The sequence below is a fragment of the Winogradskyella sp. 3972H.M.0a.05 genome, assembly GCF_040493455.1.
In the GTDB taxonomy this organism is placed as follows: domain Bacteria; phylum Bacteroidota; class Bacteroidia; order Flavobacteriales; family Flavobacteriaceae; genus Microcosmobacter.
Genome location: NZ_JANFDA010000002.1, coordinates 586959 through 610545, shown reverse-complemented (window position 1 = coordinate 610545; position 23587 = coordinate 586959). Strand labels below are relative to the sequence as shown.

Below are 23587 nucleotides of genomic sequence, written 5' to 3'. Positions count from 1 at the left end.
GCGATGTGTCATGCAATACACTCCATGACGATTAATGTGTAAGGCACATTGAAATAACTATGTTTTATAGAGATATTTACTTTGTCAAAACTTGTTTCAGCCAAAGCTTCGTAAGCTGACTGTGTTCTAATATATTCTCCTCTGTCTTGGTCTAATAGAAATTTGGCAATTCTTGATTGACCTTTTATATAGCATCCATCAACAGTTATTAATCTACCATTAGGTTTCAATGCAGTCTTAGCAATTTCAAAGAAGCGTTTGGCATTATTGTCATCTAGATGATGTAACAGACCAGAAGCCATGGCAATATCAAATGAGTTTGGTTCAGTGATTTCAAAACTTTCTATGTCGGAATGAATGAAAAGTCCTTTTTCTTCATACTTTTTAACAGCAGCATCTATGTATTTCTTGTCGGCATCGAATCCTGTATAGTCAAGATTAGGTAAATATTCAATCATATTCCCCGGACCACACCCCATATCCAATAATTTAATATTTGGTCTTGGGCGTACATCATTTTTTACAAAGTGCTTGCGGGCTTTATGTCCTCCGACTAAACCTTGATAAGACCAATATACAAAAGGGTTTTTAAGGAAAAACTCAGCTATTTTATTAATAGTCATTAGTGCTTTTGGCTTGAAACGACCAAGATAGTTCTTTTATAAAAGAAAAGAGATAGCTCAATAAAAAATTGCTTATGGCTTGTGCGTTATTATAAATATTCCTTTTTTTTGTGGGACTGCCAAATCAATAAGAAAATTGAAACTATCTGAATCTAAAGTATTTTCCATTACAATTATTGTAATTGTTTTAGTGCAATTGCTCTTAGCGTTTCAAGGGTTAGATGTCTGTGACGATGGGTTTGTGTTATCTGGATATCAGCAAATTTTTAATGCACCAGAATCAGTAGAATATAATTTTGTCTATTGGTTATCTACAATTTTAGGAGGATTTTGGTATTTGTTGTTCCCAAATGGGGGTGTACTTTGGTTTAAAATCTTAGCTATTATTGTAAACACAGGAACTTTTGTGCTTGCCTATAAATTGCTAAAAGACTACATGAAACCACAGCACGCATTGATAGGTTTAGCAATGGTCCTTTTTGTTAACGATTATGGTTTTTTGGTGTTCTACCATAATCAACTTACTGCTTTTTTTTCTGTATGGATTGCATTCTTATTACATCGAGGTATCCTTAGACAAAACCTTACCCTGCTTTTTTTGTCAGGATTATTGGTAGGAGTTAATGTGTTTACAAGATTGCCAAACTTATCGCTATCCGTTTTGATATTGGCAATACCTCTAATGGTTTTTTTGAAAAAGGAAAGATTAGTAGAAGCCTTCAAACCTTCATTGTTTTTTGTTTTGGGAATTGTAATAGGTATAGGAGTTATTCTGTTGATAATGATATTGCTTGGGCAGTTTGAAATTTTTTCAGATGCTATTAACACCTTGTTCAACTTAGGTAAAACAAGAGGTAGTGGGCACAGTATAATAGATTTAGTCTACGTCTTTATTTACAACTATAAGAAGGTGCTACTTTTTTCAAGTGCATTTTTATTAATGAGTATCATATTCTTGCTTATTAGTGAATACCTTAAAAATAGAAGGAAAATTATCTATGTTCTTGCTATAGTTATATTCGCAGTATTTTTTCTGTTCTTTAGGAGTGGAGGTATTTATGCCGTATACGCTATCTCATTCTTTGGTCTGATATTATTACAGTTTAATGCGGTAAAGAAGGAAGCGAAATTATTAGCTTTTATAGCCTTTTTAGTAATGGTCTGTCTTCCATTAGGAAGTGGCGGGGGAATTCATAGTAGTGGATATATGTGTATTTGGCTAGCAGTTCCTTTAGCAATTGGATATTTGTTCAAATTAAAAACTATAGGACTATCTTTTGGATTTGAAAACTTTGACATATCTAAACAGTTTTCTAAAGAAACGCTACACAAAGTTATAAGTGTTATGATATTAGCTTTCTTTTGTGTGAAGGCATATCATGTTTCAAAAGAGGCTTACTTTGATCCAGGTAGTAGGCTGGAGAAAACATATTTGGTTAATAACAATTATACAAAGCTCGTCTATACAACAAAGGAACGTGCAGATATCATTAACGAGCTATTGATTAATTTAGATGATTATGTAATGCCCAATGATTACCTTCTTACGTTCGATAACATTCCTTTGGTACATTTTTTAACCAACACAAAACCTTACATGTATAATCCTTGGGTAATGGTATATGATGAAAACTCTTTTGTTGAAAAATTGACAAAGGCAGAAGCTCAAAGAGAGCAATTACCCATAGTAGTACAGCAAAAGTTTAATACAGTTGCATCATTTTCTGATCCAATCCCTAACTATTTAAATTCTGAAGAACCAACAGGCAGGCATTATAATAAGGTGAGATCAAAGGCAATGATGGATTTTCTTGAAAGGAATGATTATGAGATTGTTTGGAGTAACCCATATTTCAACATACTTAAAGCTTCAAAACCTAAGCCATAGTATTTTTATGCTAAATATTATGGAATTATTTACCTTTAGCACTTAGTTAATAGATGTATGAATAGCTTAAAGACGCTTTCTATTATAATCCCAGTTTATAATGAAGAGAATAATCTACCAGAATTCTATTCAAGAACCCTCAATTCACTTAAGGAAATTACTGATGATTATGAATTGATTTTTGTAAATGATGGTAGTCTAGATAATTCATTGTCTAAGATTATAGAATGGTCGACAACTAATGACAAAGTTTTTTACATTGACTTTAGCAGAAATTTTGGGCATCAAATTGCACTGACGGCCGGATTGGATTTTTGTAGTGGAAAAGCTGTGGTTATTATAGATAGTGACCTTCAAGATCCTCCAGAGCTTATACCTAAACTATATAAAAAATATAATGAAGGGTATGATATAGTATATGCCCAAAGAGAGCAACGAAAAGGCGAATCGTTCTTAAAGAAACTTACTGCTAAAATATTTTATAGACTTTTTAATCGCATAGTATCGTTCGACATTCCTTTAGATGCTGGAGATTTTAGAATTTTTGACAGGAAGATAGTTCTATCATTGAGAAACATGAGCGAACAAAGTAAATTTCTAAGAGGGCAAATGGCTTGGTTAGGGTATAAACATACAAAGGTAACCTATAACAGAGATAGCCGAAAGGAGGGGAGATCAGGTTATTCTTATGGCAAGATGATTACACTAGCGATTGATGCTATTACTGGGTTTTCGGATAAGCCGTTGACTTTTGTGAGACGTCTTGGTTTTTTCATTTCATTTTTATCGTTTCTTATAATATTGTTTGCTATTTTTTCTCATTTTGTTCTTAAGCAGACCATTACAGGCTGGACTTCTCTAATCGTGAGTGTCATGTTCATTGGAGGGATTCAATTGTTTTCCATAGGTATTATTGGAGAGTATATAAGTAGAATTAACAGAGATGTAAAGAATAGACCACTTTACATTGTAGATAAGACTAACCTAACGATTGATAATAAATAATATCGATAATTAAACCTGAGATTTATTTTTAAAGCTATTACATATCACAGAGACCAAAAAACGAGTTGGGATGATTTTGTTCTTCAATCCAAAAATGGGACATTTCTTTTTCAAAGAGATTTCATGGAGTACCATCAAGACCGATTTATAGATTGTTCTGTAATGATCTTTAAAGACGAAACTTTAGTTGCTGTATTCCCTGCCAATAGAGATGGGGACAAAGTATTTTCACACCAAGGATTGACTTATGGAAGCCTTGTGCTTTCAAAAGATGTTAAGTTTAAGCATGTAGTAGGATGTTTTAAAACACTTTTAATGCATTTTGAATCAGAAGGAGTTAAAGATATTTATGTAAAACTGGTGCCAGAAATATATAATGCATATCCAAGTAATGAAGCGGAGTTCTTGATGTATAAATTAGAAGCAGAACTATATAGAAAGGATATAATCTCTGCCATAGATTTGGCTTCACCACGATTAAAACTTTCTAAGGATAGACGAGATGGCATAAAAAGAGGAATAAAGAATAGTCTTATAGTCAGAGAAGTAGATACGTTTGATGAGTTTTGGAATAATATTTTGGTGCCAAACCTAAATCAAAAGCATAATGTGCAACCAGTACATAGTTTAGAAGAAATAACATTACTAAAGCAGCGCTTCCCGAAAAATATAAGGCAATTCAATGTTTATAAAGATGATACTATTGTAGCCGGGACGACAGTTTTTGAAACCGAATTGGTTGCTCATTCTCAATACATATCTGCAAACCAGGACAAGAATAATTTAGGAAGTTTAGACTTCCTCCATGATTACATAATCAATAGTGTTTTCAAAGAAAAGAGATATTTTGATTTTGGAACTTCTCATGAAAGAGATGGAACGATCAATGAAGGGCTAATGTACTGGAAAGAAGGTTTTGGAGCGAGGAGCTATACTCAAGATTTTTATCGATTAGAGACTTCAAAACATCATAAATTAAATACTGTTTTTACATGATTAAGTTTTTAGACTTACATAAGGTTAATCAAAGGTTTAAAGCAGATTTTGAAGCCGAGTTAGGTCGTTTTCTTGATGGAGGGCAATACATTCTTGGAGATTATGTAAAATCGTTTGAAACTAACTTTGCAGACTATTGTGGTACTAAATATTGTATTGGTACAGCCAATGGGCTAGATGCCTTGACATTAATTCTAAAGTCATATATCCATTTAGGAAGGTTAGCACCTAATGATGAAGTTATAGTGCCAGCTAATACATTTATTGCAACAATTTTATCAGTTTTACATGCAGGACTCAAACCAGTTTTGGTTGAACCCGATGCCGATACATATAATATCTCATCTAAAGCTGTAAAAGAAGCTATATCAAATGATACTAAGGCTATTATAGCTGTACACTTGTATGGTCAGTTGGCGGATATGAATGCATTACAAGCATTATCAAAAACACATGATTTATTACTGATAGAAGACGCTGCACAAGCACATGGCGCCTTAGATAGCAGTGGAACAATAGCAGGGAATTTATCTGATGCTGCGGCATTTAGTTTTTATCCTAGTAAAAACCTGGGTGCTCTTGGAGATGGAGGAGCCGTCACTACGAATGATGAAGATTTGATGAATGTATTGAGGTCTATTCATAATTATGGAAGTGAGAAAAAATATGAAAATGAAATTATAGGCTTTAATAGTAGGTTAGATGATATTCAGGCACTTTTCTTAAATTTCAAATTAAAAAAACTAGATGAAGATAATGCAAAACGTAGAAGTATAGCATTGCGATATTTGGATGAGATAACTAACAAAAAGGTTATATTGCCAACCTATAATAGAACCAAAGACCATGTATTTTACGTATTTATGGTTAGGGTGGAACAAAGGGATGATTTTAGAGATTATCTTTTGCAAAACAATATAGAGTCTCATATCCATTATCCAAAACCGCCTCATAAACAAAATGCCCTAACTATGTTTAACCAACTTAGATTACCTATTACGGAAAAGATTCATGATACATGTGTGAGTATCCCTATGAGCCCTTTAATGACCAATGGCGAGATAGATAAGGTAATTCAGGTTATTAATGCCTACTAGTTGAAAAGATTTCAGAATTACATAAACGATAATGTGCTATTTAAAGTGGCTAATCTCAACACTGCCACAATATTCACGCGCATTTTTGCTGGTTTACTGACCTCAAAAGCTATAGCTGTTTTTATTGGAGCAGAAGGTATGGCACTTATCGGTAACCTTAGAAACTTTATCAATGCTGCACAATCATTCGCAGTATTGGGCTTATACAAAGGCGTAGTGAAGCAAATTAGCATAGTAAAGTCTGATATCGTAGAATTAGGCAAAACGCTTTCTACAACTTATTACTTAGGCTATTTTGCTACGATTTTATTATCCTTCTTTTGTTATTATCAAGCAGATTGGATAAACTCTTTTTTGTTCTTAGATCTTAATTACGCATATGTCATAAAAGTATTGGCTATAGCATTGCCATTTTATTCGCTGAACATGTTCACTTTTTCCATAATGAATGGATTTTCCAAGTTCAGAATGTTATTGGTCATTAGTATAGTAGGACAAGTGTTTGGTTTGGTAGTAACACTATTCTTGATATGGCAAGATAATATTGATGGCGCTTTGGTAGCAGCAGTAATAACGCCTTCATTAGCTTTCCTTATTACATTAGTTGGAATAGCCAATCAAAGAAACTTTATGAAGCATTTAAAGGTCTCATCTATTGACCTTAGTGTTCTAAATACCTTAAGTCCTTATGCACTTATGGCTTTGGTTTCTGCTATAGCATTGCCAATTGTTTATATACTTATCAGAAACTATATTATTCAAACTATAGGTATTAAGGAAGCGGGCTTTTGGGAAGCAATGAATCGAATATCGGATTACTATCTTATGTTTGTAAATTCATTATTAGCACTTTACATTTTACCTAGATTTAAAGAGTTGAAAACAAAGAAAGCCTTTAGAGATGAGGTTTTTGGATTTTATAAGTCAGTTATACCATTTTTTTTAGGAGGGTTAATACTAATCTACGTATTAAGAACGTTAATAATACGTCTCATATTTACTGAGGAATTCCAACCAATAGAAGGGCTATTTCTATGGCAACTTTTAGGTGATTTTGTTAAAGTTCTTTCGGCTGTTATTGTATATCAATTTTTAGCTAAGAGAATGTTTTGGCATTTTATCATACTGGAGATTTTCTTATTTGTAGTGCTCTATGTATCTAGTGTTTTCTTGATAGACAGTTTTGGTGTTCAAGGCGCTGTTATTGGACACTTTGTAACCTATCTAATGTACTATGGTATTGTATTATTAATTTTTGGAAGCTCCCTTTTTGGAGTAATACAAGAAGAATAGTCATTTAACCAACTATTACTTGAAGCGACTTATAAACTATATTAGAACCAATCTTTTACTCAAAGTTGCATCGTTAAATTCAGTATCGGTTTTTGTAAGGCTAATTACAGGGTTTGCGACTTCGAAGGCGATTGCAATTTTCGTTGGTCCAGAAGGATTAGCACTAATCGGTAATTTCAAGAATTTCTTAGCGCCTGTTCAGTCCATATCTACTCTTGGCTTATATAACGGAATTGTAAAGTACGTTTCTGAGTTCAAGTATCAGACTTTTAAGTTAAGTAAAGCAATATCTTCGTCAGTTTACTTAGTGTTGTTTTCTACATTAATTGCCGCTTTTTGTTGTTGGTTTGGAGCGGAGTTTTTTAATGGTCTAGTATTTTCTGGTCAAGGAGATTATACTTTTGTATTTAAAGCTCTAGCAATTGCACTCCCATTTTATTCATTTCAGTTTTTAGTACTATCTATTAACAACGGCATGTCCCGATTTAGTACAGTGCTTTACATTAGTATTATAGGACAATTACTGGTAACAGTACTAGTATTGTATTTAATTTGGCAATATGGACTAAAAGGAGCTTTACTAGGATTAGCCATAGGAGAAGCTACATTGTTTATAGTTGTACTGTTTTGGGTAAGAAAGGATAGTAGTTTTTTGAGGCTTGTAAAATTCCAAAAAATCAATTTATATAATATCAGAAATTTGAGTGCATATTCCATGATGACTCTGTTCTCTGCTATAGTACTACCATTAACTATGGTAATGATTAGAAATTATATTATTAATGTTGAAGGTACTGATGTTGCTGGCCATTGGGAGGCTATGAATAGAATATCTGGGTATTATCTATTGTTTGTTAGTACACTGTTTTTGCTTTACTTATTGCCAAAATATTCCGAAATTAAAACTGATTATGAATTTAGGAATGAAGTAAAATTATTTTACAAAACGATAATTCCTATATTCTCCATTGGCTTACTTTTGATATACTTTTTTAGGGTTTTTATAATACAATTAGTTTTTACTGAAGAATTTTTACCAACTGCAGACTTGTTCAAGTGGCAATTAATAGGAGATTTATTGAAAGTGATTTCATTGGTGCTTTCATATCAATTTATAGCAAAGCGAATGATAGTACATTTTATGCTGACGGAAATTGTTTCAGTTGTTTTACTTTATGTATTCAGTATTAATTTAATTGATAAGTATGGAGTAGAAGGTGCTAATTTAGCTTACTGTATAAATTATGGTATTTACCTCTTTATACTACTAATCATTTTCAGAAAACAATTGTTTGGAAAACTAGAAATGGCATAGACTAATGCTTTGCACTTTTCCAATAGCTCACGTATCGTTCTGTACAAGACAAGTAATGATGCTCTTTTTCTATAAAATTTCTAGCATTTCTTGAGATTTCAAGTATTTTGTCTGGGTTCAATATCAACCACTCTAGTTTATTGGCTATGCTTTCAGCACTTGGTACGGCATTTATAGCCACTGTATCTTCTTCAAGATTATAATATTCTAACCATTCTTTCTCCGCACCAGTAAAAACTACCTTGCCCTTAGCCATTGCCTCCAAAGCATTAAACCCTTGATCATAGCTGTACACTTGGTCCAATAAGATATGACAACTGTTGTATTTCTCAATATATTCATTGTATGGAACACTGTAAGTCGTTATAATATCTACCTTATCACTATACTTTTGTTCTATAATTTTTAAAGCATCAGAAAAAACATTGTTGCCTTTTTTGAAAGACGCTTCTGTATTTACACCATGAAAGATCTTTATTTTCTTAGTGATATCTGGAGCTATATACGCTAACTTATCAAGATTAATTGGGTTTGGGGCTAAACCTAAATATTTCTTGTTGCCAAGAAGCGGCAAGTGGTAATCCATGTCTGAAGCAATTACACCATCTACGTTTTCATACAAGTAATCATGCAACTTTTTATAATCATCATTTAGATATTGAAGCATGAATCGATAAGTGTTATACAATGATTTATCGTTAATATATGGCGTTAGTATGCTATACCTAAATTTCTCTTCTATCATATATTTTATACAAGTATAATCAACACCACAAGACAGCAAGAACAATGATTTGTTGTTTTTCTTTAAGCGTTTAAGGAACTTTATTTCATACTTTGGAGTGCATTTAATAGAAGATTCATTGATTAATTGCACGACATCATAATTCTTTAACCGTTTAGAAAGGAAAAGCGTCTTTAGATAAATTTCTATAGATGCTAAATCAGTAAATAAGAACTTATAAAAAAAGACTCTTATTTTTTTTGATAAATAGTTGTTGAAAGAATGATTCAATTCAATATCAACAGGATATGCTTTAAAGCCATCCCCATTACCTATAATTGTAACTTCATGGCCTAGTTCTTCTAATCCTTCTTTAAGAGAGTTGTGAAGTCTGCTATATTCGCCAACAAGTAATATTCGCATGAAAAATAGTACATTTAACGCAAAAGTAATTATTTCAATAACAATTGCTCGTTATTAGGTTATGAAAGTCATAGAGATATTAATGGCAACAATGTTTAGGGAAGATTTGAGCTTCCTCGAACCAATTTTTGCAGACAATGATCTTTCAGATTTTCAGATATTGATTGTGAATCAAACCGATGAGGATAAACAACTGAAATCTGATTTGGCTAATGTAAGGGTGATTAATTCTTTTGAAAGGGGATCGCCAGCAAGTCGTAATCTAGCTATTGCCAATGCAAAAGGTGATATCTGCCTTATGGCTGATGATGATATTGTTTATAAGCCAAACCTAAAAAAGACTATACTAGAGGCTTATGATAAGCATCCAGAAGTAGATTTCATTTCATTTGAAGCTGTTAATGAGCATGAAAAGCTACAGGCCAATTATCCGGATGAAGGTGTGCATGATGAGAAGAGTCTTTATGAAATTTACACATGGATTATTACGTTCAAAAGAGAAGTATTTAAAGAAAGATCAATCTTTTTTAATCATCACTTTGGCGTAGGATCAACATTTAAGGGCTCAACAGAATATGTGTTCTTAAGAAACGCTTTTGATAAGGGCTTGAAAATGCTTCATTATCCTAAGACCATTGTTATGCACCCCGAAGAAAGCTCAGGCAGACATATGGGAAGTGATGAAGCTTTTTTTGCAAGTTCTGCCAGAACACATAGGTTCTATGGGAAATTAAGTTATTTTTGGCTACTGAAGTACACATTGTTTATGTGGAAAGATGGTTATATAAAGTTTTCAGAAATGCCAAGGAAATTCAAAATTGGATTAGCTGGAATTTCAAAATATAAAGAATTAAAACGCACAGGAGAAATAGAACAAGTCTATGTCGATTAAAATTATAGAGATACCCAAGGTACATGATGTAAGAGGCAGCCTTGCTGTTTTGGAGAAGGATGATTTACCTTTTGAAGTTAAACGTGTTTATTATTTGTATGATGTGCCGACAGATACTTATAGAGGAGGGCATGCTCATAAAGATCAAGAGTCTTTAGTTATAGCATTAAGCGGAAGCTTTGAGATAATCTGTGATGATGGGAAAAGTAAACAACGTTTCATGCTCAACAAGCCTAATCAAGGGCTGTACATACCTACTTTGGTTTGGCGAGAAATTGAAAACTTTTCTTCTGGTGCTGTGTGCTTGGTTTTAGCTTCGACTGAGTATGACGAATCGGAATATATTAGAGATTACCAAGTATTTAAATCACTTAAATAATCTAAAATCTACATTCAGCAGTCTTAACTTATTTCTAGTGCTTAAGAGAAGTTTTAGTAGCCAGGATGGAAAGCTTAATAAGAGCCTTTGGGCTTTTGATATATTGTCGTTATCTATTGCATCTATAAGTTCTGAACTTTCTTTAGAAAACCCAGCCATTTTATACTGAAAAGCCAATGACAGTCGATTGAGGTCTAAGTAAGCTTTTAAACTTTTGTTTTCAACCTCAGAGTTCTTGTAAGCATTTAGATCAAAAAGACGCCATTTAGATATGGACTTACTAGTTAGGCTCTCCGTTAGTTCTATTCTATACACTGAGCTAACTTTATTGTGAAATGCAACAGGATAATGTAATGCAGCTCTTATCCAAAGGTCTGTATCTTCCCCAGAATCGAAATTTTCATTAAAACCATTTAGTTCATCGAAAATTTGCTTAGGTATCATTATAGCTGATGTATGAGCAATACAATTGTTCATGGAATTATGAAAGAAATCGTTCACTATACCTTTCCAATTGTTATCAGGAATATCCTTATAAATGCTCTTAGTAACATAATGTTTACTTTCTCGGTCATAGGCCTTAGCATATAGACCACATCCTGGGAATTCTTCATAAAGATTTTTTAAATCCTCCAAATGATGAGGTTTCCAATAATCATCACCATCTAAGAATGCTATCAGTTCTGATGTTGCTTTAGAAACACCAAAATTTCTTGCGCGAGAAGGACCTCCATTATCTACATTATAAATGGATATTCTATCATCTTTAAATGATTTTACTACGGTTTCACTATTATCTGTAGAACCATCATTTACAACAATAACTTCAAAATCCTCAAAACTTTGATGCAATACACTATCTAAGGCTTTCTGGATATGCAGCTCTTTATTATATAATGGTATGACAACAGAAAAATAAGGCATTAGCGGTTTTTGGATTTAAGCTTTAAATAATAACCCAGTCGGTATAAATCGAATAGAAACATTGAAGGCTTTTTTGATAGCAAGTTACGCTTCATAATCGGTTCAAACATCTTATAAAAGAACAAAACTATTCCGCTTATGTAATTTTCACTAAGACGCTTTGCGACTCTAGATAATGTAACATCATCAGGGTTTATTAAACCATCATTCACAAATAGTTTTAAACTCACCACAGATTCTATAGACTTTCTCAAAAACACATCATTAGTTTCCAAACCTAGATGCATTACAGGATTATCGATATGTTGAATATTAATGTCATTGGTCTTGGCGTCCATGGCAAAAAGGGTATCCTCATGCCTTAGATTGGGAATCTCTTCATTAAATGATATAGTTTTAAAAACATCTTTTTGTATCAAAAAACTCAGTGTTAAAAACCTTAGATAAGGATTTTTTAGACGTTCCCCTAAAGGAAGTGCTTCTCTTTGCCTGCCATATACCCATCTAAGCACATGATCCTTGTCCGTAGACTTTTCAGAGTACACAATACCGCCATAAATAATTTGAGTTTCATCTGTAATAGCTTCAAGATAATTCATAAGAAAATTATCGTTGAGTACCGCAACATCCGCATCTAAAAAAAGTAGAGTATCATAAGTTGCCTCTTGAGCTAAGAGATTTCTAATAGCACTTCTGCCTATATTCTCATCAAGTACAGTATATGAGGCATTATCTAAAGTATTTATCTTATTGTTTTCCTCGATAAAATCTTTAGAACCATCATCAAAAACCAATATTTCAAACACTTTCCCAGAGTCAATAGCTTGCTTATGCAACGATTGAACTAGAGAAAAAACATCGTAATTATATGTTGGTATGAGTATGGAAAGCACTTTGTTGATATTGGCTCAAAAATACAGTTTTATTAATTATTTATTGTACGTTGGCACAGTAATTGAATTTTGAAGTATATGAAGTCATTTATAACCATAGTAATATGTTTTATTGGTCTTTTTGGGTTTAGCCAAAAGGAGCTTCATGTCTTTCCAGAAAATCATAGTACCACACCAGGAACTAAACATGGTGATGGAAGCTTAGGTAAACCGTTCGACCTACAAACAGCTCTAGAACTTACTACTGATAAAGTCAATGGTGGAGACATTATTTGGGTTCATGAAGGGACATACAATGGTCGTTTCGTAAGCACTATCAGCAGTACCGATGATAAGCTGATTACTATATCAAATTATAAAGGTGGGAAAGTAGTTATTAATGGTAATGTGCCTTCTACCAGAAATGCTGTTCTTGAGGTCAGAGGAAAGCGAGTGAAGTTTGAAAACCTTGAGATTACTTTTATTGGGAAATTTCTAAGAGACGAAAAGAACGAAAACTTCAAGCCAGTATTAGGAATAAACCATCTCGGAGGAAAAGAATGTGAGTTTATAAACCTGAAGATTCATAATAATCCTGGATCGGGTATTGGTTCCTGGAAGAAAGCTGGAGGCTCTAAAATTATTGGCTGTACAATTTTCAATAATGGTTTTTTTGGCAAGAAACGAGGTAGAGGTGTAGGTATTTATGTTCAGAATCAAAGTGAAGCGATTAGAGTTATTAGAGATAATGTGATATTCAATAACTATTACAAAGGCATAGAAGTTTGGTCGGCAAACAAAAATGCCAAATCAGCATACGTTAAGAATATCGATATCGATAACAATATCGTCTTCAATAATGGCTTGCCTTCAGGAAGATTGTTTGACAATCTTATTATTGGAACTGATGATAGAAAAGGTGCCAATATTGCCAGAAATATCAATGTTAGAGGCAATTTATTTTATCATAATACCGATATTAAAAATAGCCAGATCAATGGTGATGCACCTGCACTTACACTTGGGTTTAGTAAGAAAGCACCATTAGAAGATATTGTGATAGAAGGGAACCACATCATTGGGCGAAACAATGCAATGCGATTATTGCACGCTAAATCTCTAACCTTTAAAAATAATGTAGTGTATAGTGGTTATGTATATGTTGATCCAACGTATCAGGCCAGACAATCGCAATGGGATTTTAGTAGCAATAGGTATTTTACCAAAAAGAAGAAGGCGTTCCGATTTGGAAAACCAGGATTTCATGATTTAGATGGTTGGAACACAAATATTACCTCAGATGCTAATAGTGAATGGAAACATCTAAAAGATTTTAGTACGCGAAACGTATTGAGTATAAAAAGACACCAAAACAATAATAACACGTTTACACTAGCGATCTTCAATAAAGACGGGAATAATGTAATGGTTGATTTTTCGGAATATGGAGATATAAAAAATGGCTCTACGTTCAAAATAAAAAATATTGAAACCAATGCGATAATTACTTCAGGAATACTAAAGAATAACCAGATTGAGATCCCAATAGGAACCTATAATAATACTCATGATAACTTTGGTGTGTTCTTCATTGAGTTCGAATCACCAAAAATTGAAACCAAACGAAAAACAGCCTTAGGAAAATTTTTTAGGTGGCTTGGGTTTTAGTCTGTTTCTGTACCACCTCAAAGACCTTATTCTCATCGCACTTTAAAGTTCTACTAGGATACTTAAGTAGTAAAGCATAATCGTGTGTAGCCATCAAAATGGTATTGCCATTCTTATTAATATCTCTAAGAACTTCCATCACTTCAATACTTGTTTGCGGATCCAGGTTTCCTGTAGGTTCATCAGCTAGAATAAGTTCAGGCTCATTGAGCAACGCTCTAGCAATAGCAATACGTTGTTGCTCACCACCAGATAATTCGTGCGGAAACTTAAAACCTTTAGTTTTCATACCTACTTTATCGAGTACGGCTTCAATACGCTCTTCAATTTTTGTCTTATCCTTCCAGCCAGTGGCTTTCAATACAAATACAAGGTTTTGGTTTATGGTACGATCAGGAAGTAATTTAAAGTCCTGGAAAACGATTCCCAGTTTTCGTCTCAAAAACGGGATGTCTTTCTCTTTAAGACCCTTTAGATTAAAGTCAACAATAGAACCTTCACCATCAGTCAACTCCAAATCGCCATACAAGGTTTTCATAAAGCTACTTTTTCCACTTCCGGTTTTACCGATGAGGTACACAAAATCTCCTTTTTTCATTTCAAAGTTAACCTCGTTTAAAACCATATTACCACCTTGATAAATGGTGACATTTTTTAGTTGAAGGATTGTTTCAGACATGTATTAGAAAGACATTAATAGTTGATGTAAAAGTATCATATTAAATCCCAAAATTCAAATATGGAATGGTTATTGACTAAACGATTAAAAATCATAAGTATTACTCCAAAGATGAAGGATATAATTTTAACATTTAATAAGTCAGTGTATAATTATCGATGATTTCTGTCGTTAATAGAATTAGATTCAATTATTTTTGGACTTCAACAAAAAACGGCAGCAATGACTAACTTAAAGAAAGGACTTTTGGGTCTGAGTCTTTGTTTAGGACTCGTAGTTAATTCGCAACAAACAGCTATATACACTAGTGATCTGGTAGATTATCAGAAAGCGCTAACGCTATACAACAATCAACAATATTTAGCTGCACAATCACTCTTTGATGACATTAAAACAGAGACAGAAGATGAAGCTCTGCAATCCGACTGTTCTTACTATATAGCCAATTGTGCTGTACGTCTCAATCAGCAGAATGCCGATGATCTTATTCAGGAGTTTGTGGATACTTACCCAACAAGCACCAAGCGAAATACTGCTTTTTTGGATGTTGGTGATTACTACTACGAGAACAATAAATATTCTTATGCCAGAAAGTGGTACGATAAGGTAGATGATACAGGTTTATCGAGAGGCGAAAGAGAGCGATTCTACTTTCAATATGGTTATGCTGCCTACGCTACAGGAAGTGAGCGACAAGCACAAAAATTTCTCAATAGAGTAGTAGACTCCAAGGAGTATGGCTCACAAGCTAAGTACTACATTGGTTATATGGCTTACGAAGGTGATGATTACGATAAGGCCAATGAGTATTTCGATCAGGTGAGTGATGAAGAGCGTTACAAGGAGAAGCTAGCATATTATCAGGCAGACCTTAATTTCAAACTAGGTAAGTTCGAAAAAGCTATAGAGTTGGCTTTAGAGCAACTCCCAAAAAGTGATGATAATGAGAAGTCCGAACTCAATAAGATTATAGGAGAAAGCTATTTTAATCTTGAAAATTATGCTGAAGCCTTACCGTATCTGAAAGAATACAAAGGCAAGCGTGGTCGTTGGAACAATACAGATTACTACCAACTAGGATACACCTATTACAAGCAGAATGATTTTGAAAATGCCGTTGCAGAATTCAATAAGATTGTAGACGGAAGAAATGCTGTAGCTCAAAATGCCTATTATCATTTAGGAGAAAGCTATATCAATTTAGATAAAAAGCAGGAAGCACTTAATGCTTTTAGATATGCTTCCCAAATGGATTTTGATGAGAAAATCCAAGAAGATGCTTGGCTCAACTATGCTAAGATTAGTTACGAAATAGGAAACCCATATCAATCCGTACCACAAGTACTTTCAGGATATTTGGATAAATACCCAAAGACACCATACAAAGAGGAAATAGAAACCCTGTTGATTGATTCTTACATCACATCAAAGAACTACAAAGAAGCCTTAGTCTTATTAGAAGGCAGAAATAGTTTCGAGAACAAAAAAGCCTATCAGAAAGTGGCATTTTATAGAGGTATAGAGTTGTATAACGAAAGCAATTATGCTGATGCCTATGAGATGTTTGAGAAGTCTTTAAAAGAACCTCAAGATCCTTTATTCACATCTAGAGCCACGTTTTGGCAAGCCGAAACCGATTACCACTTAACCAATTACAATGATGCTTTGATTGGCTTCAAGCAGTTTCAACAGCAATCACAAGCTCAGAATACATCAGAGATTAAGAACATAGATTATAACATTGCCTATACCTATTTCAAACTAAAAAATTATCCAAGTGCTACAGCGTCTTTTGAGAAATTTATCAATGCGAATACTGATGACAACCTAAGACGCAATGATGCCTACCTCAGATTGGGTGATGGTTATTTTGTAAGCAGTAAGTACAATGACGCTATAAATGCCTACGACAAAGCTATAAACATCAATGAGATTGAATCTGACTATGCCTATTTCCAAAAGGCAATGAGTTACGGATATATAGGACAAGTACCAAAAAAGCAAAGTGAGCTGAACACCTTTATCATCGGATATCCGAGATCGTCACTTAGAGATGATGCGATGTACGAACTCGGTAATTCTTATGTGAAATCGGGTAATGTAAGTGAAGCAATGACCATGTACGACAATCTCAATTCTGAATATAAGTCGAGTGAGTTTGTGCCAAAAGCACTGTTACGACAAGGACTTGTGTATTATAATGCCAATGATAATGAAAGCGCACTGAGCAAATTCAAAAGGGTAGCCTCTCAATTCCCAAGTACAGAGGAAGCAGTTCAAGCGGTTGGGACAGCCAGATTAATTTACATTGACCTTGGTCGTACAGATGAATATGCAGCTTGGGTAAAAGGACTGGACTACATCGAAGTTACAGATGCTGAACTAGATAATACCTCTTATTTGGCAGCAGAAAAGCAGTACTTAGATGGTAACACAGAGAAAGCCATAAGACAGTTCAATAAGTATTTGAATGAATTCCCGAATGGTATACATGCTTTAAAATCGCATTTCTATTTAGCACAGCTGTACTATAAGAAAGAGTTGTTCGATAATGCCGAACCGCATTACGAATATGTAGTATCCAAACCAAATGGCGAGTATACAGAACAAGCTTTGGTGAGATTATCCGAAATCTATCTGAATAACTCCAAATGGTCAGCGTCAATACCTGTATTAGAACGCTTAGAAGCAGAAGCGGATTATCCACAGAATGTCACATATGCGCAATCCAACTTAATGAATGCTTACTACCAGTTAGAAGATTATAGCAAAGCTGAAACTTATGCCGAAAAGGTATTACAAAACACGAAGCTGGATAACAAAGTGAAGAGTGATGCACAGATTATCATTGCGCGTTCAGCAATAAAAACTGGTAATGAAGCAAAAGCAAAAGAAGCTTATGCTAAAGTTGAAAAGATTGCAACTGGAGTCGTAGCTGCTGAAGCCTTGTATTACAACGCGTATTTCAAGAATAAAGAAGGGCAGTTCCAAGCATCGAATAATGTTGTACAGAAGCTAGCGCAAGACTATTCAAGTTATAAATATTACAGTGCCAAAGGTCTTGTCGTAATGGCAAAGAACTATTATGCACTAAATGATGCCTTCCAGGCGACCTATATTTTAGAGAGTGTGATTTCTAACTTCCCTGAATTTGATGATGTAGTTGAAGAAGCACAAGCAGAACTTTCTAAAATAAAAGCAGAAGAAGCAAAGACAAATTCATCGGTTGAATCTGATAATTAATCTAAATACAACTAAACAAGCTGAACATGATTCAGCATCTATTATAAAACCTAAATCAACATGACCCGAATTAATAAATCCATTTTAAGCCTTTTGGTGTTTACCATGATACTGTCTTGTAACAATAACGATGATAATCAAAATGAACAGAATGAATATTTTGGTTGTTGTTCAACCGATCCAGTATTTGGGGCAAACGTGGATAATTTAGATCAATCTGCTGGAGAAATTGAGGTATTTACTATTGTCACGCCAAATAATGATGCGGTTAATGATGGTTTTGGAATACGAAATATAGAGTTGTATCCAAATCATACTGTGACGATTTATAATTCTGATAATGAACAAATTTTTGAATCCACCAATTATGCATTCCCAAATAATTTTCCTGACCATACGCAAAATAATAGTAATGGAAATGCTAGCTTCCCAAATGGGACTTACAGATACAAAATCGTTATAGAAAATGAAGAAACGTTTAGACTATCAGGCTCCTTCTGTATGTTTACTTTTCCAGATCCAGAACCTGACTTTACTGGCTGTAATTTAGGTGGGTTTGACCCAGTAATATCTAATGTGCCGAATTAAATTTCATCATCAAAAGACAAATTATGATTAAGCAATCACTAGTTATATTATCAATTTTTGGATGTACGTTTTCAGTCCTAGCTCAAGAAAAGGAAAAGGACACGATAGATACACAAGTTGTCAACGTAGTTAAGCCATATACACCTACAATTTCTGATGCGTTTAAGGTGAAAGAAGTACCTTCGGTTGATCAGGATACAGTACTGAAAAAGCGACCTGTACGTTACAATATATTTTCCATTCCTGTAGCATCAACCTTTACACCAGCAAAAGGAAAAGCTGCAGATGTAGAGAAGCAACAACCTGCTAAACTATTTGATAATTACGCTTCAGTAGGTGTAGGAACGTACACGACAATATTAGGAGAAGTATACCTCAATCATGCGATTAATAGAACCGAAAGTGTTGGTGGCTATTTTAGTCATCATTCCTCTACTGGAGGTATAGAAAACTTATTGCTCGATGATAATTTCTCATTAACAAAACTCAACGCCAATTACTCCAAAAAGCTTAGAGATTTCTCGTGGAAAGTAGACCTCGGGTTCTCTAGACAAGTGGCTAATTGGTATGGGCTTCCTCAACCAATGTTCGATGCAACAACAGCTGCTATGATAGACCCAGAACAGGTCTACAGCAGCTTTTATGCAGGCGGTAAACTGAATTTTGAAGACAGTTTCATCAATTCAGGAAAAGTAAGATTCAGACGTTTTTACGATAGTGATGACTCAGGCGAAAATCGTTTCGTAGCCAATACCGAGTTGGATATTCCTATCCAAGGTGAAACGATTAATACTGAAATCACTTTAGACTATATCGGTGGAACTTTCAACAGAAATTATTACACCGAAGATGAATTGAAATACGGCAATGTAAATGTTGGTTTAGCACCAAGCTACCAACTGATTCAGGATGATCTTACAGTGAACCTTGGCGTGAATCTGGTTTACCTTAACGATACCGAAGCAGGTAAAAATAAGTTCTTTATCTATCCAAACATAACGGCATCGTATCGACTAGTTAGCGATATTGTTATTGCTTTTGGAGGTATTGAAGGTGGATTAATTCAGAATTCGTATTACGATTTTGTGCAGATCAATCCATTCTTGTCTCCGACACTTGTGGTAGCGCCAACAGATCAACGCTACAATGCTTCACTTGGAATCAAAGGAAAGTTATCTAATGCGGTGAGTTATAAAGTGAGTGGACATTATCATGCAGATGAAGCTAAGCCATTGTTTAGAGCTAATAGTGTGCTTGGTGGTGCAACGGAAGACTATCAGTATGGGAATTCCTTTAGAGTGGTTTATGATGATGTAAAAACGTTCTCAGTAGCTGGTGAGTTGAATGTCGATGTCAACAGAAACTTCACCTTAGGTATTAAAGGGGAATATTTTAACTACAATACAGATACACAAGAAGAAGCCTGGAACTTACCAGACATTACAGGATCAGCATTTGTCGATGTTCAGATCAATAGAAACTGGTTTGCAGGAGCAAGTGTCTATTATGTTGGCGAGCGAAAAGACTTCTTCTGGGAAGAAGGCACATTATTACCTGTAGCACCTATGATTGTAACATTAGATAGTTTCTTCGATGCCAATGCACATTTGGGTTACAGAATCAACGATCAGTTTTCGGTGTTTGCAAAAGCGAATAACCTTTTTGATCAGGATTATCAGAAATGGCAGAATTTCCCAGTGCAAGGCATTCAGTTCTTAGCTGGGTTGACCTACCAATTCGATTTCTAAGTAATTGATAAATTTTCTTAACTTGGGTGTGGTTATTTCTACTTAAAGACTACATTCAAAACGCACTATTCTAGACCTTTCCGGAGGACTATGTATTATTGTTAGTATATGCTGTTTTTGGGCAGAGTATAGCTCAAAAAAGTTTAGCATGAAATCGATCACGTCTCATTTTTTTATTGCCTTATTTATAGTGTCTAGCTTTAATGTGTTTTCGCAAGACACGCAAAGCTCAGAAGCACATTACTCTAGTTACTTTCAATTGCCTAGAGAATCTATTTTCCTTCATCTCAATAAAACCACCTTTACAACCGATGATAAGATTTGGTTCAAAGGTTATGTATATGATAGATGGAACGATTTACCTTCAAACGGAACGACAAACATCTACGTTGGGCTATACGATTCCGAAGGAAAGCAAATTGATAAGAAACTGTATTATACCGAAAAAGGCATCACCGAAGGGAGTATAGCTTTAAATCCTGAACTTACCCAAGGAACCTATTACGTAAAAGCCTCTACAAATTGGATGCGAAACTTTAAGGAGAGTGATGCTTTTGTACAAGCTGTTACCATATTGAATCCTAAAAATTCCATTGACATCACCAAGCCTGAAGATAACGAAGACTTTGATTTTCAGTTCTTGCCAGAAGGCGGACATTTAATTGTTGAGACGACAAATGTAATTGGGTTTAAATCCACTGATAGTCATGGAAATGGCGTCAAAGCCACAGGAAGCATTGTTGACGATGCTGGTAATGCTGTGGTGACCTTTAAGTCGGGAAGTTTCGGGATGGGTAAGTTTTTATTCCTGCCCGAACGCGGTAAAACCTATACAGCCAATATTCGTTCAGAAGATGACAGCGAACACCAAAAAAAACTGCCAGTAGCCAAAAGAGAAGGTGTGTCTATTATGGTGAACAATACACACAAGGATAGGCTGCTCATTACACTGAACACCAACGCGCAGACACTCGCCAACAATGTGATGGAAGACTATAAGTTACTGATTCACAAAAACGGAAAGATTAAAAGCATTCCCATAGCATTTGCTGGTCTAGCCAAGAAAGAAATATCGGTTTCTAAAGACGGATTGTTCCCTGGGATTAATATCATAACGCTGTTCAATGCGCAAGAACAGCCAGTTTTGGAGCGCTTGTTTTATAATGATAAAGGCATCAAAACGAATACGATAAACGTGGTTAGTAAAGGCGCTACTAAAGATTCGTTACAGTTTGAAGTGAGATTAGGTAGACCTAATGCAAAGCCAACTAATATTAGTATTTCTGTATTACCCGAAACAACTTTGGCGAATAACCCAGACCATAACATGTATTCCTATTTCTATTTACGACCTTATGTAAATGGGAAGATTGAAGACGCTGGGTATTATTTTTTGAATAGTGACCGAAGAAAGAAATACGAATTGGATATTTTACTGATTACCCAAGGTTGGAGCCGTTACCGTTGGGATAACATTTTTGGTAACAAGCCTAAGATGACAAACAAGTTTGAAACAGGCATCGCCATCAACGGACGCGTTAACAAACCAGCTACAAAGATTGACAGTGTATACATGTATGCGACGAAGTATCATCCATCTCAGTTCATAGCCTTAGATGGCGATAATAGCTTTAAGATGGCAAATCTATTTATTGATGAAGATGAAGTATTGCGCTTTTCATACCTAAACAAAGAGAATCAATTTCTGAGACCAAGCCTGAGCCTTAATTTCGATGTTTTTAATTCTGAAGACCATATAGATAAAGACCTTTTGGTGCATAGACCAGCGCTGTCTTTTGATAATATGAACATTGGTAAATCAGCCAACGACCCAGTAAAGCTCGATGAGGTGCTTTTGGAAACCACCAAAACCATTGAAGCACCAGAAGAATCTTTGGGTTTCAAGAACAATACCACCGAGATATCTACAGATGTAGCGTCTCTGTATCCCAATATCTTGGATTATATAGAAACCAATGGGTATAACGTCACCCAGAATTTTGGAAGAATAGAAATACAAACCAGAAACGCACTAAGCATAGGCTTTGGAGGCCCCACACATCCGTCGCCAATTGTCTATCTCAATGATGTTGTGATAAACGACCTTAGCATTTTATACAACTTCCAAACCGATGCTGTCAAGAAAATTACCATTGATAAAAGCGGCATAGGACAAGGTGTTAGAGGTGCGGGAGGTACCATAAAGATTTACACAAAAGATAAGGTGTTGGTGTCAGACTATTCGGGTAGTGGAGGAGGAGGTCCTAATAAATCCTTTGAAGCCAAACCCGTTGCAATTGGCTTTGCAAGTGCGAAAGAGCAATACACGCCAAAATACCTGGCTTACGATACTAGTTTTTTTAAGTATTTGGGTGATATCGATTGGATTCCTAACATGACAATCGATACTACGTCTGCAACTTTTACGATAAAAAATACCAATACTGAAGCAATTACTTTTTATATTGAAGGCATGTCAGCCGATGGTACGCTATGTACCACGGTTAAAACCATAACAGCTAGCCAACAATGAAAAAACAATTCCGTTATGCCTTTGGCGAAGTGCTTATCGTGATTATCGGTATTACAATTGCCTTTAGCATGAACAAATGTGCCGATAATGCCAAGACCAAAAAGGAACGCAACCAATACCTTACCAACCTTAAGAACGATCTTGAAGCCGATAAGGTAATCTTGACCAAGAATATTGAAGAACTACAAACCAAGATTGATGATGCGATTGCCATTTTACCACATTTGGATAATGATTCTCCAGCGAAGATGAGTGTGGTCAATAAGGTATTTAATGTCATGAATCTCACCAATTTTAAAGCCAAGGATATTACCTATCAAACCTTGATAAACTCAGGAGATTTAAAACTGATAGACGACTTTAATCTCAAAGCTGCTATAGAAGCACATTATTCTGGATATGAAGAAATGTTGAAATCCTACCAAAGACAAGAAAGTATTGTACGCGATTACGGAGGACATTATTTAATCCACAATGCCAATTACGATGTGATGAGCAAAGGTGAATTTCCGTTTACAGATGAAAAGCTCTTAAAGAATATCATCCAAGGAATGCGTGGTTCCATGATGCTAAAAAAGCAAGCCACAGAGCAAGGCATTAAAAGTTGTGATAGTTTGATTAAGGTGTTGGAGGAGGAGATTTAGGTCAAAGCGATTTTGGGTTTTAGTTAACTTGTTCGTGCTTGGTTTATATCACT

At 34.8% G+C, this 23587-nt stretch carries 19 protein-coding genes; 14 read left to right on the top strand and 5 right to left on the bottom strand.

Annotated features, from left to right (window positions below):
- Positions 1-8: 8 nt before the first annotated feature.
- Entirely contained in the window at positions 9-623 is a 615-nt protein-coding gene (locus tag NCE97_RS06265; RefSeq protein ID WP_353778102.1) for a class I SAM-dependent methyltransferase, read from the bottom strand.
- Positions 624-759: 136 nt separating this feature from the next.
- Here NCE97_RS06265 and NCE97_RS06260 point away from each other — a divergent pair, with 136 nt between their 5' ends.
- The 6 genes from NCE97_RS06260 to NCE97_RS06235 all read left to right on the top strand — a co-directional run bounded on the left by NCE97_RS06260 (position 760) and on the right by NCE97_RS06235 (position 8217).
- Entirely contained in the window at positions 760-2511 is a 1752-nt protein-coding gene (locus tag NCE97_RS06260) for a hypothetical protein (RefSeq protein WP_353778101.1), read from the top strand.
- Between the two features lie 57 nt (positions 2512-2568).
- A complete protein-coding gene (locus NCE97_RS06255; protein WP_353778100.1) occupies positions 2569-3516 on the top strand; it encodes a glycosyltransferase family 2 protein in 948 nt (315 codons plus the stop codon).
- A 123-nt stretch (positions 3517-3639) separates the two neighbouring features.
- Positions 3640-4512 (top strand): GNAT family N-acetyltransferase, encoded by an 873-nt coding sequence (locus NCE97_RS06250; RefSeq protein WP_353778099.1) that lies wholly within the window; start codon positions 3640-3642, stop codon positions 4510-4512.
- Positions 4509-5609, top strand: coding sequence for a DegT/DnrJ/EryC1/StrS family aminotransferase (locus NCE97_RS06245; protein WP_353778098.1), 1101 nt, complete (start codon positions 4509-4511; stop codon positions 5607-5609). The genes NCE97_RS06250 and NCE97_RS06245 overlap by 4 nt, the downstream gene beginning before the upstream one ends.
- Positions 5610-6902 carry an O-antigen translocase gene (locus NCE97_RS06240; protein ID WP_353778097.1) on the top strand — a complete coding sequence of 431 codons (1293 nt, stop codon included), beginning with the start codon at positions 5610-5612 and terminating at the stop codon, positions 6900-6902.
- 19 nt (positions 6903-6921) lie between these two features.
- Positions 6922-8217: an O-antigen translocase gene (locus NCE97_RS06235; protein ID WP_353778096.1), complete on the top strand. Its 1296-nt coding sequence runs from the start codon at positions 6922-6924 to the stop codon at positions 8215-8217.
- A gap of 1 nt (position 8218) precedes the next feature.
- Here NCE97_RS06235 and NCE97_RS06230 read toward each other — a convergent pair whose 3' ends face one another.
- On the bottom strand, positions 8219-9364 hold the full coding sequence (locus tag NCE97_RS06230) for a glycosyltransferase (RefSeq protein WP_353778095.1): 1146 nt from the start codon (positions 9362-9364) through the stop codon (positions 8219-8221).
- Positions 9365-9425: 61 nt separating this feature from the next.
- Between NCE97_RS06230 and NCE97_RS06225 the strand changes: the two genes are divergently transcribed.
- Together NCE97_RS06225 and NCE97_RS06220 are read left to right on the top strand one after the other, a co-directional pair.
- Positions 9426-10256, top strand: a complete 831-nt coding sequence (locus NCE97_RS06225) for a glycosyltransferase family 2 protein (RefSeq protein ID WP_353778093.1) — start codon at positions 9426-9428, stop codon at positions 10254-10256.
- Positions 10246-10635 carry a sugar 3,4-ketoisomerase gene (locus NCE97_RS06220; protein ID WP_353778092.1) on the top strand — a complete coding sequence of 130 codons (390 nt, stop codon included), beginning with the start codon at positions 10246-10248 and terminating at the stop codon, positions 10633-10635. The genes NCE97_RS06225 and NCE97_RS06220 overlap by 11 nt, the downstream gene beginning before the upstream one ends.
- Here the strand turns inward: NCE97_RS06220 and NCE97_RS06215 are convergent.
- Both NCE97_RS06215 and NCE97_RS06210 read right to left on the bottom strand, forming a co-directional pair.
- Positions 10624-11559, bottom strand: coding sequence for a glycosyltransferase family 2 protein (locus NCE97_RS06215; protein ID WP_353778091.1), 936 nt, complete (start codon positions 11557-11559; stop codon positions 10624-10626). The genes NCE97_RS06220 and NCE97_RS06215 overlap by 12 nt on opposite strands.
- Complete coding sequence (locus NCE97_RS06210) at positions 11559-12452, bottom strand: glycosyltransferase family 2 protein (RefSeq protein ID WP_353778090.1); 894 nt, start codon at positions 12450-12452, stop codon at positions 11559-11561. Before NCE97_RS06210 ends, NCE97_RS06215 begins: the two co-directional genes overlap by 1 nt.
- Positions 12453-12530: 78 nt before the next feature.
- Here NCE97_RS06210 and NCE97_RS06205 point away from each other — a divergent pair, with 78 nt between their 5' ends.
- Positions 12531-14099, top strand: a complete 1569-nt coding sequence (locus NCE97_RS06205) for a right-handed parallel beta-helix repeat-containing protein (RefSeq protein WP_353778089.1) — start codon at positions 12531-12533, stop codon at positions 14097-14099.
- Here NCE97_RS06205 and NCE97_RS06200 read toward each other — a convergent pair.
- The gene (locus tag NCE97_RS06200) at positions 14080-14778 is read right to left on the bottom strand and encodes a cell division ATP-binding protein FtsE (RefSeq protein WP_353778088.1); all 699 of its coding nucleotides are present in this window, start codon (positions 14776-14778) and stop codon (positions 14080-14082) included. The genes NCE97_RS06205 and NCE97_RS06200 overlap by 20 nt on opposite strands.
- Positions 14779-15000: 222 nt before the next feature.
- On the opposite strand from NCE97_RS06200, the gene NCE97_RS06195 reads away from it, so the two are divergent.
- From NCE97_RS06195 to NCE97_RS06175, 5 genes are all read left to right on the top strand, one after another.
- The gene (locus NCE97_RS06195) at positions 15001-18021 is read left to right on the top strand and encodes a tetratricopeptide repeat protein (RefSeq protein WP_353778087.1); all 3021 of its coding nucleotides are present in this window, start codon (positions 15001-15003) and stop codon (positions 18019-18021) included.
- Positions 18022-18081: 60 nt separating this feature from the next.
- Positions 18082-18609, top strand: a complete 528-nt coding sequence (locus tag NCE97_RS06190) for a T9SS type B sorting domain-containing protein (RefSeq protein WP_353778086.1) — start codon at positions 18082-18084, stop codon at positions 18607-18609.
- A gap of 23 nt (positions 18610-18632) precedes the next feature.
- Entirely contained in the window at positions 18633-20357 is a 1725-nt protein-coding gene (locus NCE97_RS06185; protein WP_353778085.1) for a TonB-dependent receptor, read from the top strand.
- Positions 20358-20505: 148 nt separating this feature from the next.
- Entirely contained in the window at positions 20506-22890 is a 2385-nt protein-coding gene (locus NCE97_RS06180; protein ID WP_353778084.1) for a hypothetical protein, read from the top strand.
- A complete protein-coding gene (locus NCE97_RS06175; RefSeq protein ID WP_353778082.1) occupies positions 22887-23534 on the top strand; it encodes a DUF6090 family protein in 648 nt (215 codons plus the stop codon). The genes NCE97_RS06180 and NCE97_RS06175 overlap by 4 nt, the downstream gene beginning before the upstream one ends.
- Positions 23535-23587 lie beyond the last annotated feature (53 nt).

Coding starts and splice junctions, on each gene's coding strand:
- NCE97_RS06195 (WP_353778087.1), top strand. CDS start 15,001: ATGACTAACTTAAAGAAAGGACTTTTGGGTCTGAGTCTTTGTTTAGGA.
- NCE97_RS06250 (WP_353778099.1), top strand. CDS start 3,640: ATGGAGTACCATCAAGACCGATTTATAGATTGTTCTGTAATGATCTTT.
- NCE97_RS06185 (WP_353778085.1), top strand. CDS start 18,633: ATGATTAAGCAATCACTAGTTATATTATCAATTTTTGGATGTACGTTT.
- NCE97_RS06225 (WP_353778093.1), top strand. CDS start 9,426: ATGAAAGTCATAGAGATATTAATGGCAACAATGTTTAGGGAAGATTTG.
- NCE97_RS06220 (WP_353778092.1), top strand. CDS start 10,246: ATGTCGATTAAAATTATAGAGATACCCAAGGTACATGATGTAAGAGGC.
- NCE97_RS06255 (WP_353778100.1), top strand. CDS start 2,569: ATGAATAGCTTAAAGACGCTTTCTATTATAATCCCAGTTTATAATGAA.
- NCE97_RS06200 (WP_353778088.1), bottom strand. CDS start 14,778: ATGTCTGAAACAATCCTTCAACTAAAAAATGTCACCATTTATCAAGGT.
- NCE97_RS06215 (WP_353778091.1), bottom strand. CDS start 11,559: ATGCCTTATTTTTCTGTTGTCATACCATTATATAATAAAGAGCTGCAT.
- NCE97_RS06245 (WP_353778098.1), top strand. CDS start 4,509: ATGATTAAGTTTTTAGACTTACATAAGGTTAATCAAAGGTTTAAAGCA.
- NCE97_RS06265 (WP_353778102.1), bottom strand. CDS start 623: ATGACTATTAATAAAATAGCTGAGTTTTTCCTTAAAAACCCTTTTGTA.
- NCE97_RS06230 (WP_353778095.1), bottom strand. CDS start 9,364: ATGCGAATATTACTTGTTGGCGAATATAGCAGACTTCACAACTCTCTT.
- NCE97_RS06175 (WP_353778082.1), top strand. CDS start 22,887: ATGAAAAAACAATTCCGTTATGCCTTTGGCGAAGTGCTTATCGTGATT.
- NCE97_RS06205 (WP_353778089.1), top strand. CDS start 12,531: ATGAAGTCATTTATAACCATAGTAATATGTTTTATTGGTCTTTTTGGG.
- NCE97_RS06180 (WP_353778084.1), top strand. CDS start 20,506: ATGAAATCGATCACGTCTCATTTTTTTATTGCCTTATTTATAGTGTCT.
- NCE97_RS06190 (WP_353778086.1), top strand. CDS start 18,082: ATGACCCGAATTAATAAATCCATTTTAAGCCTTTTGGTGTTTACCATG.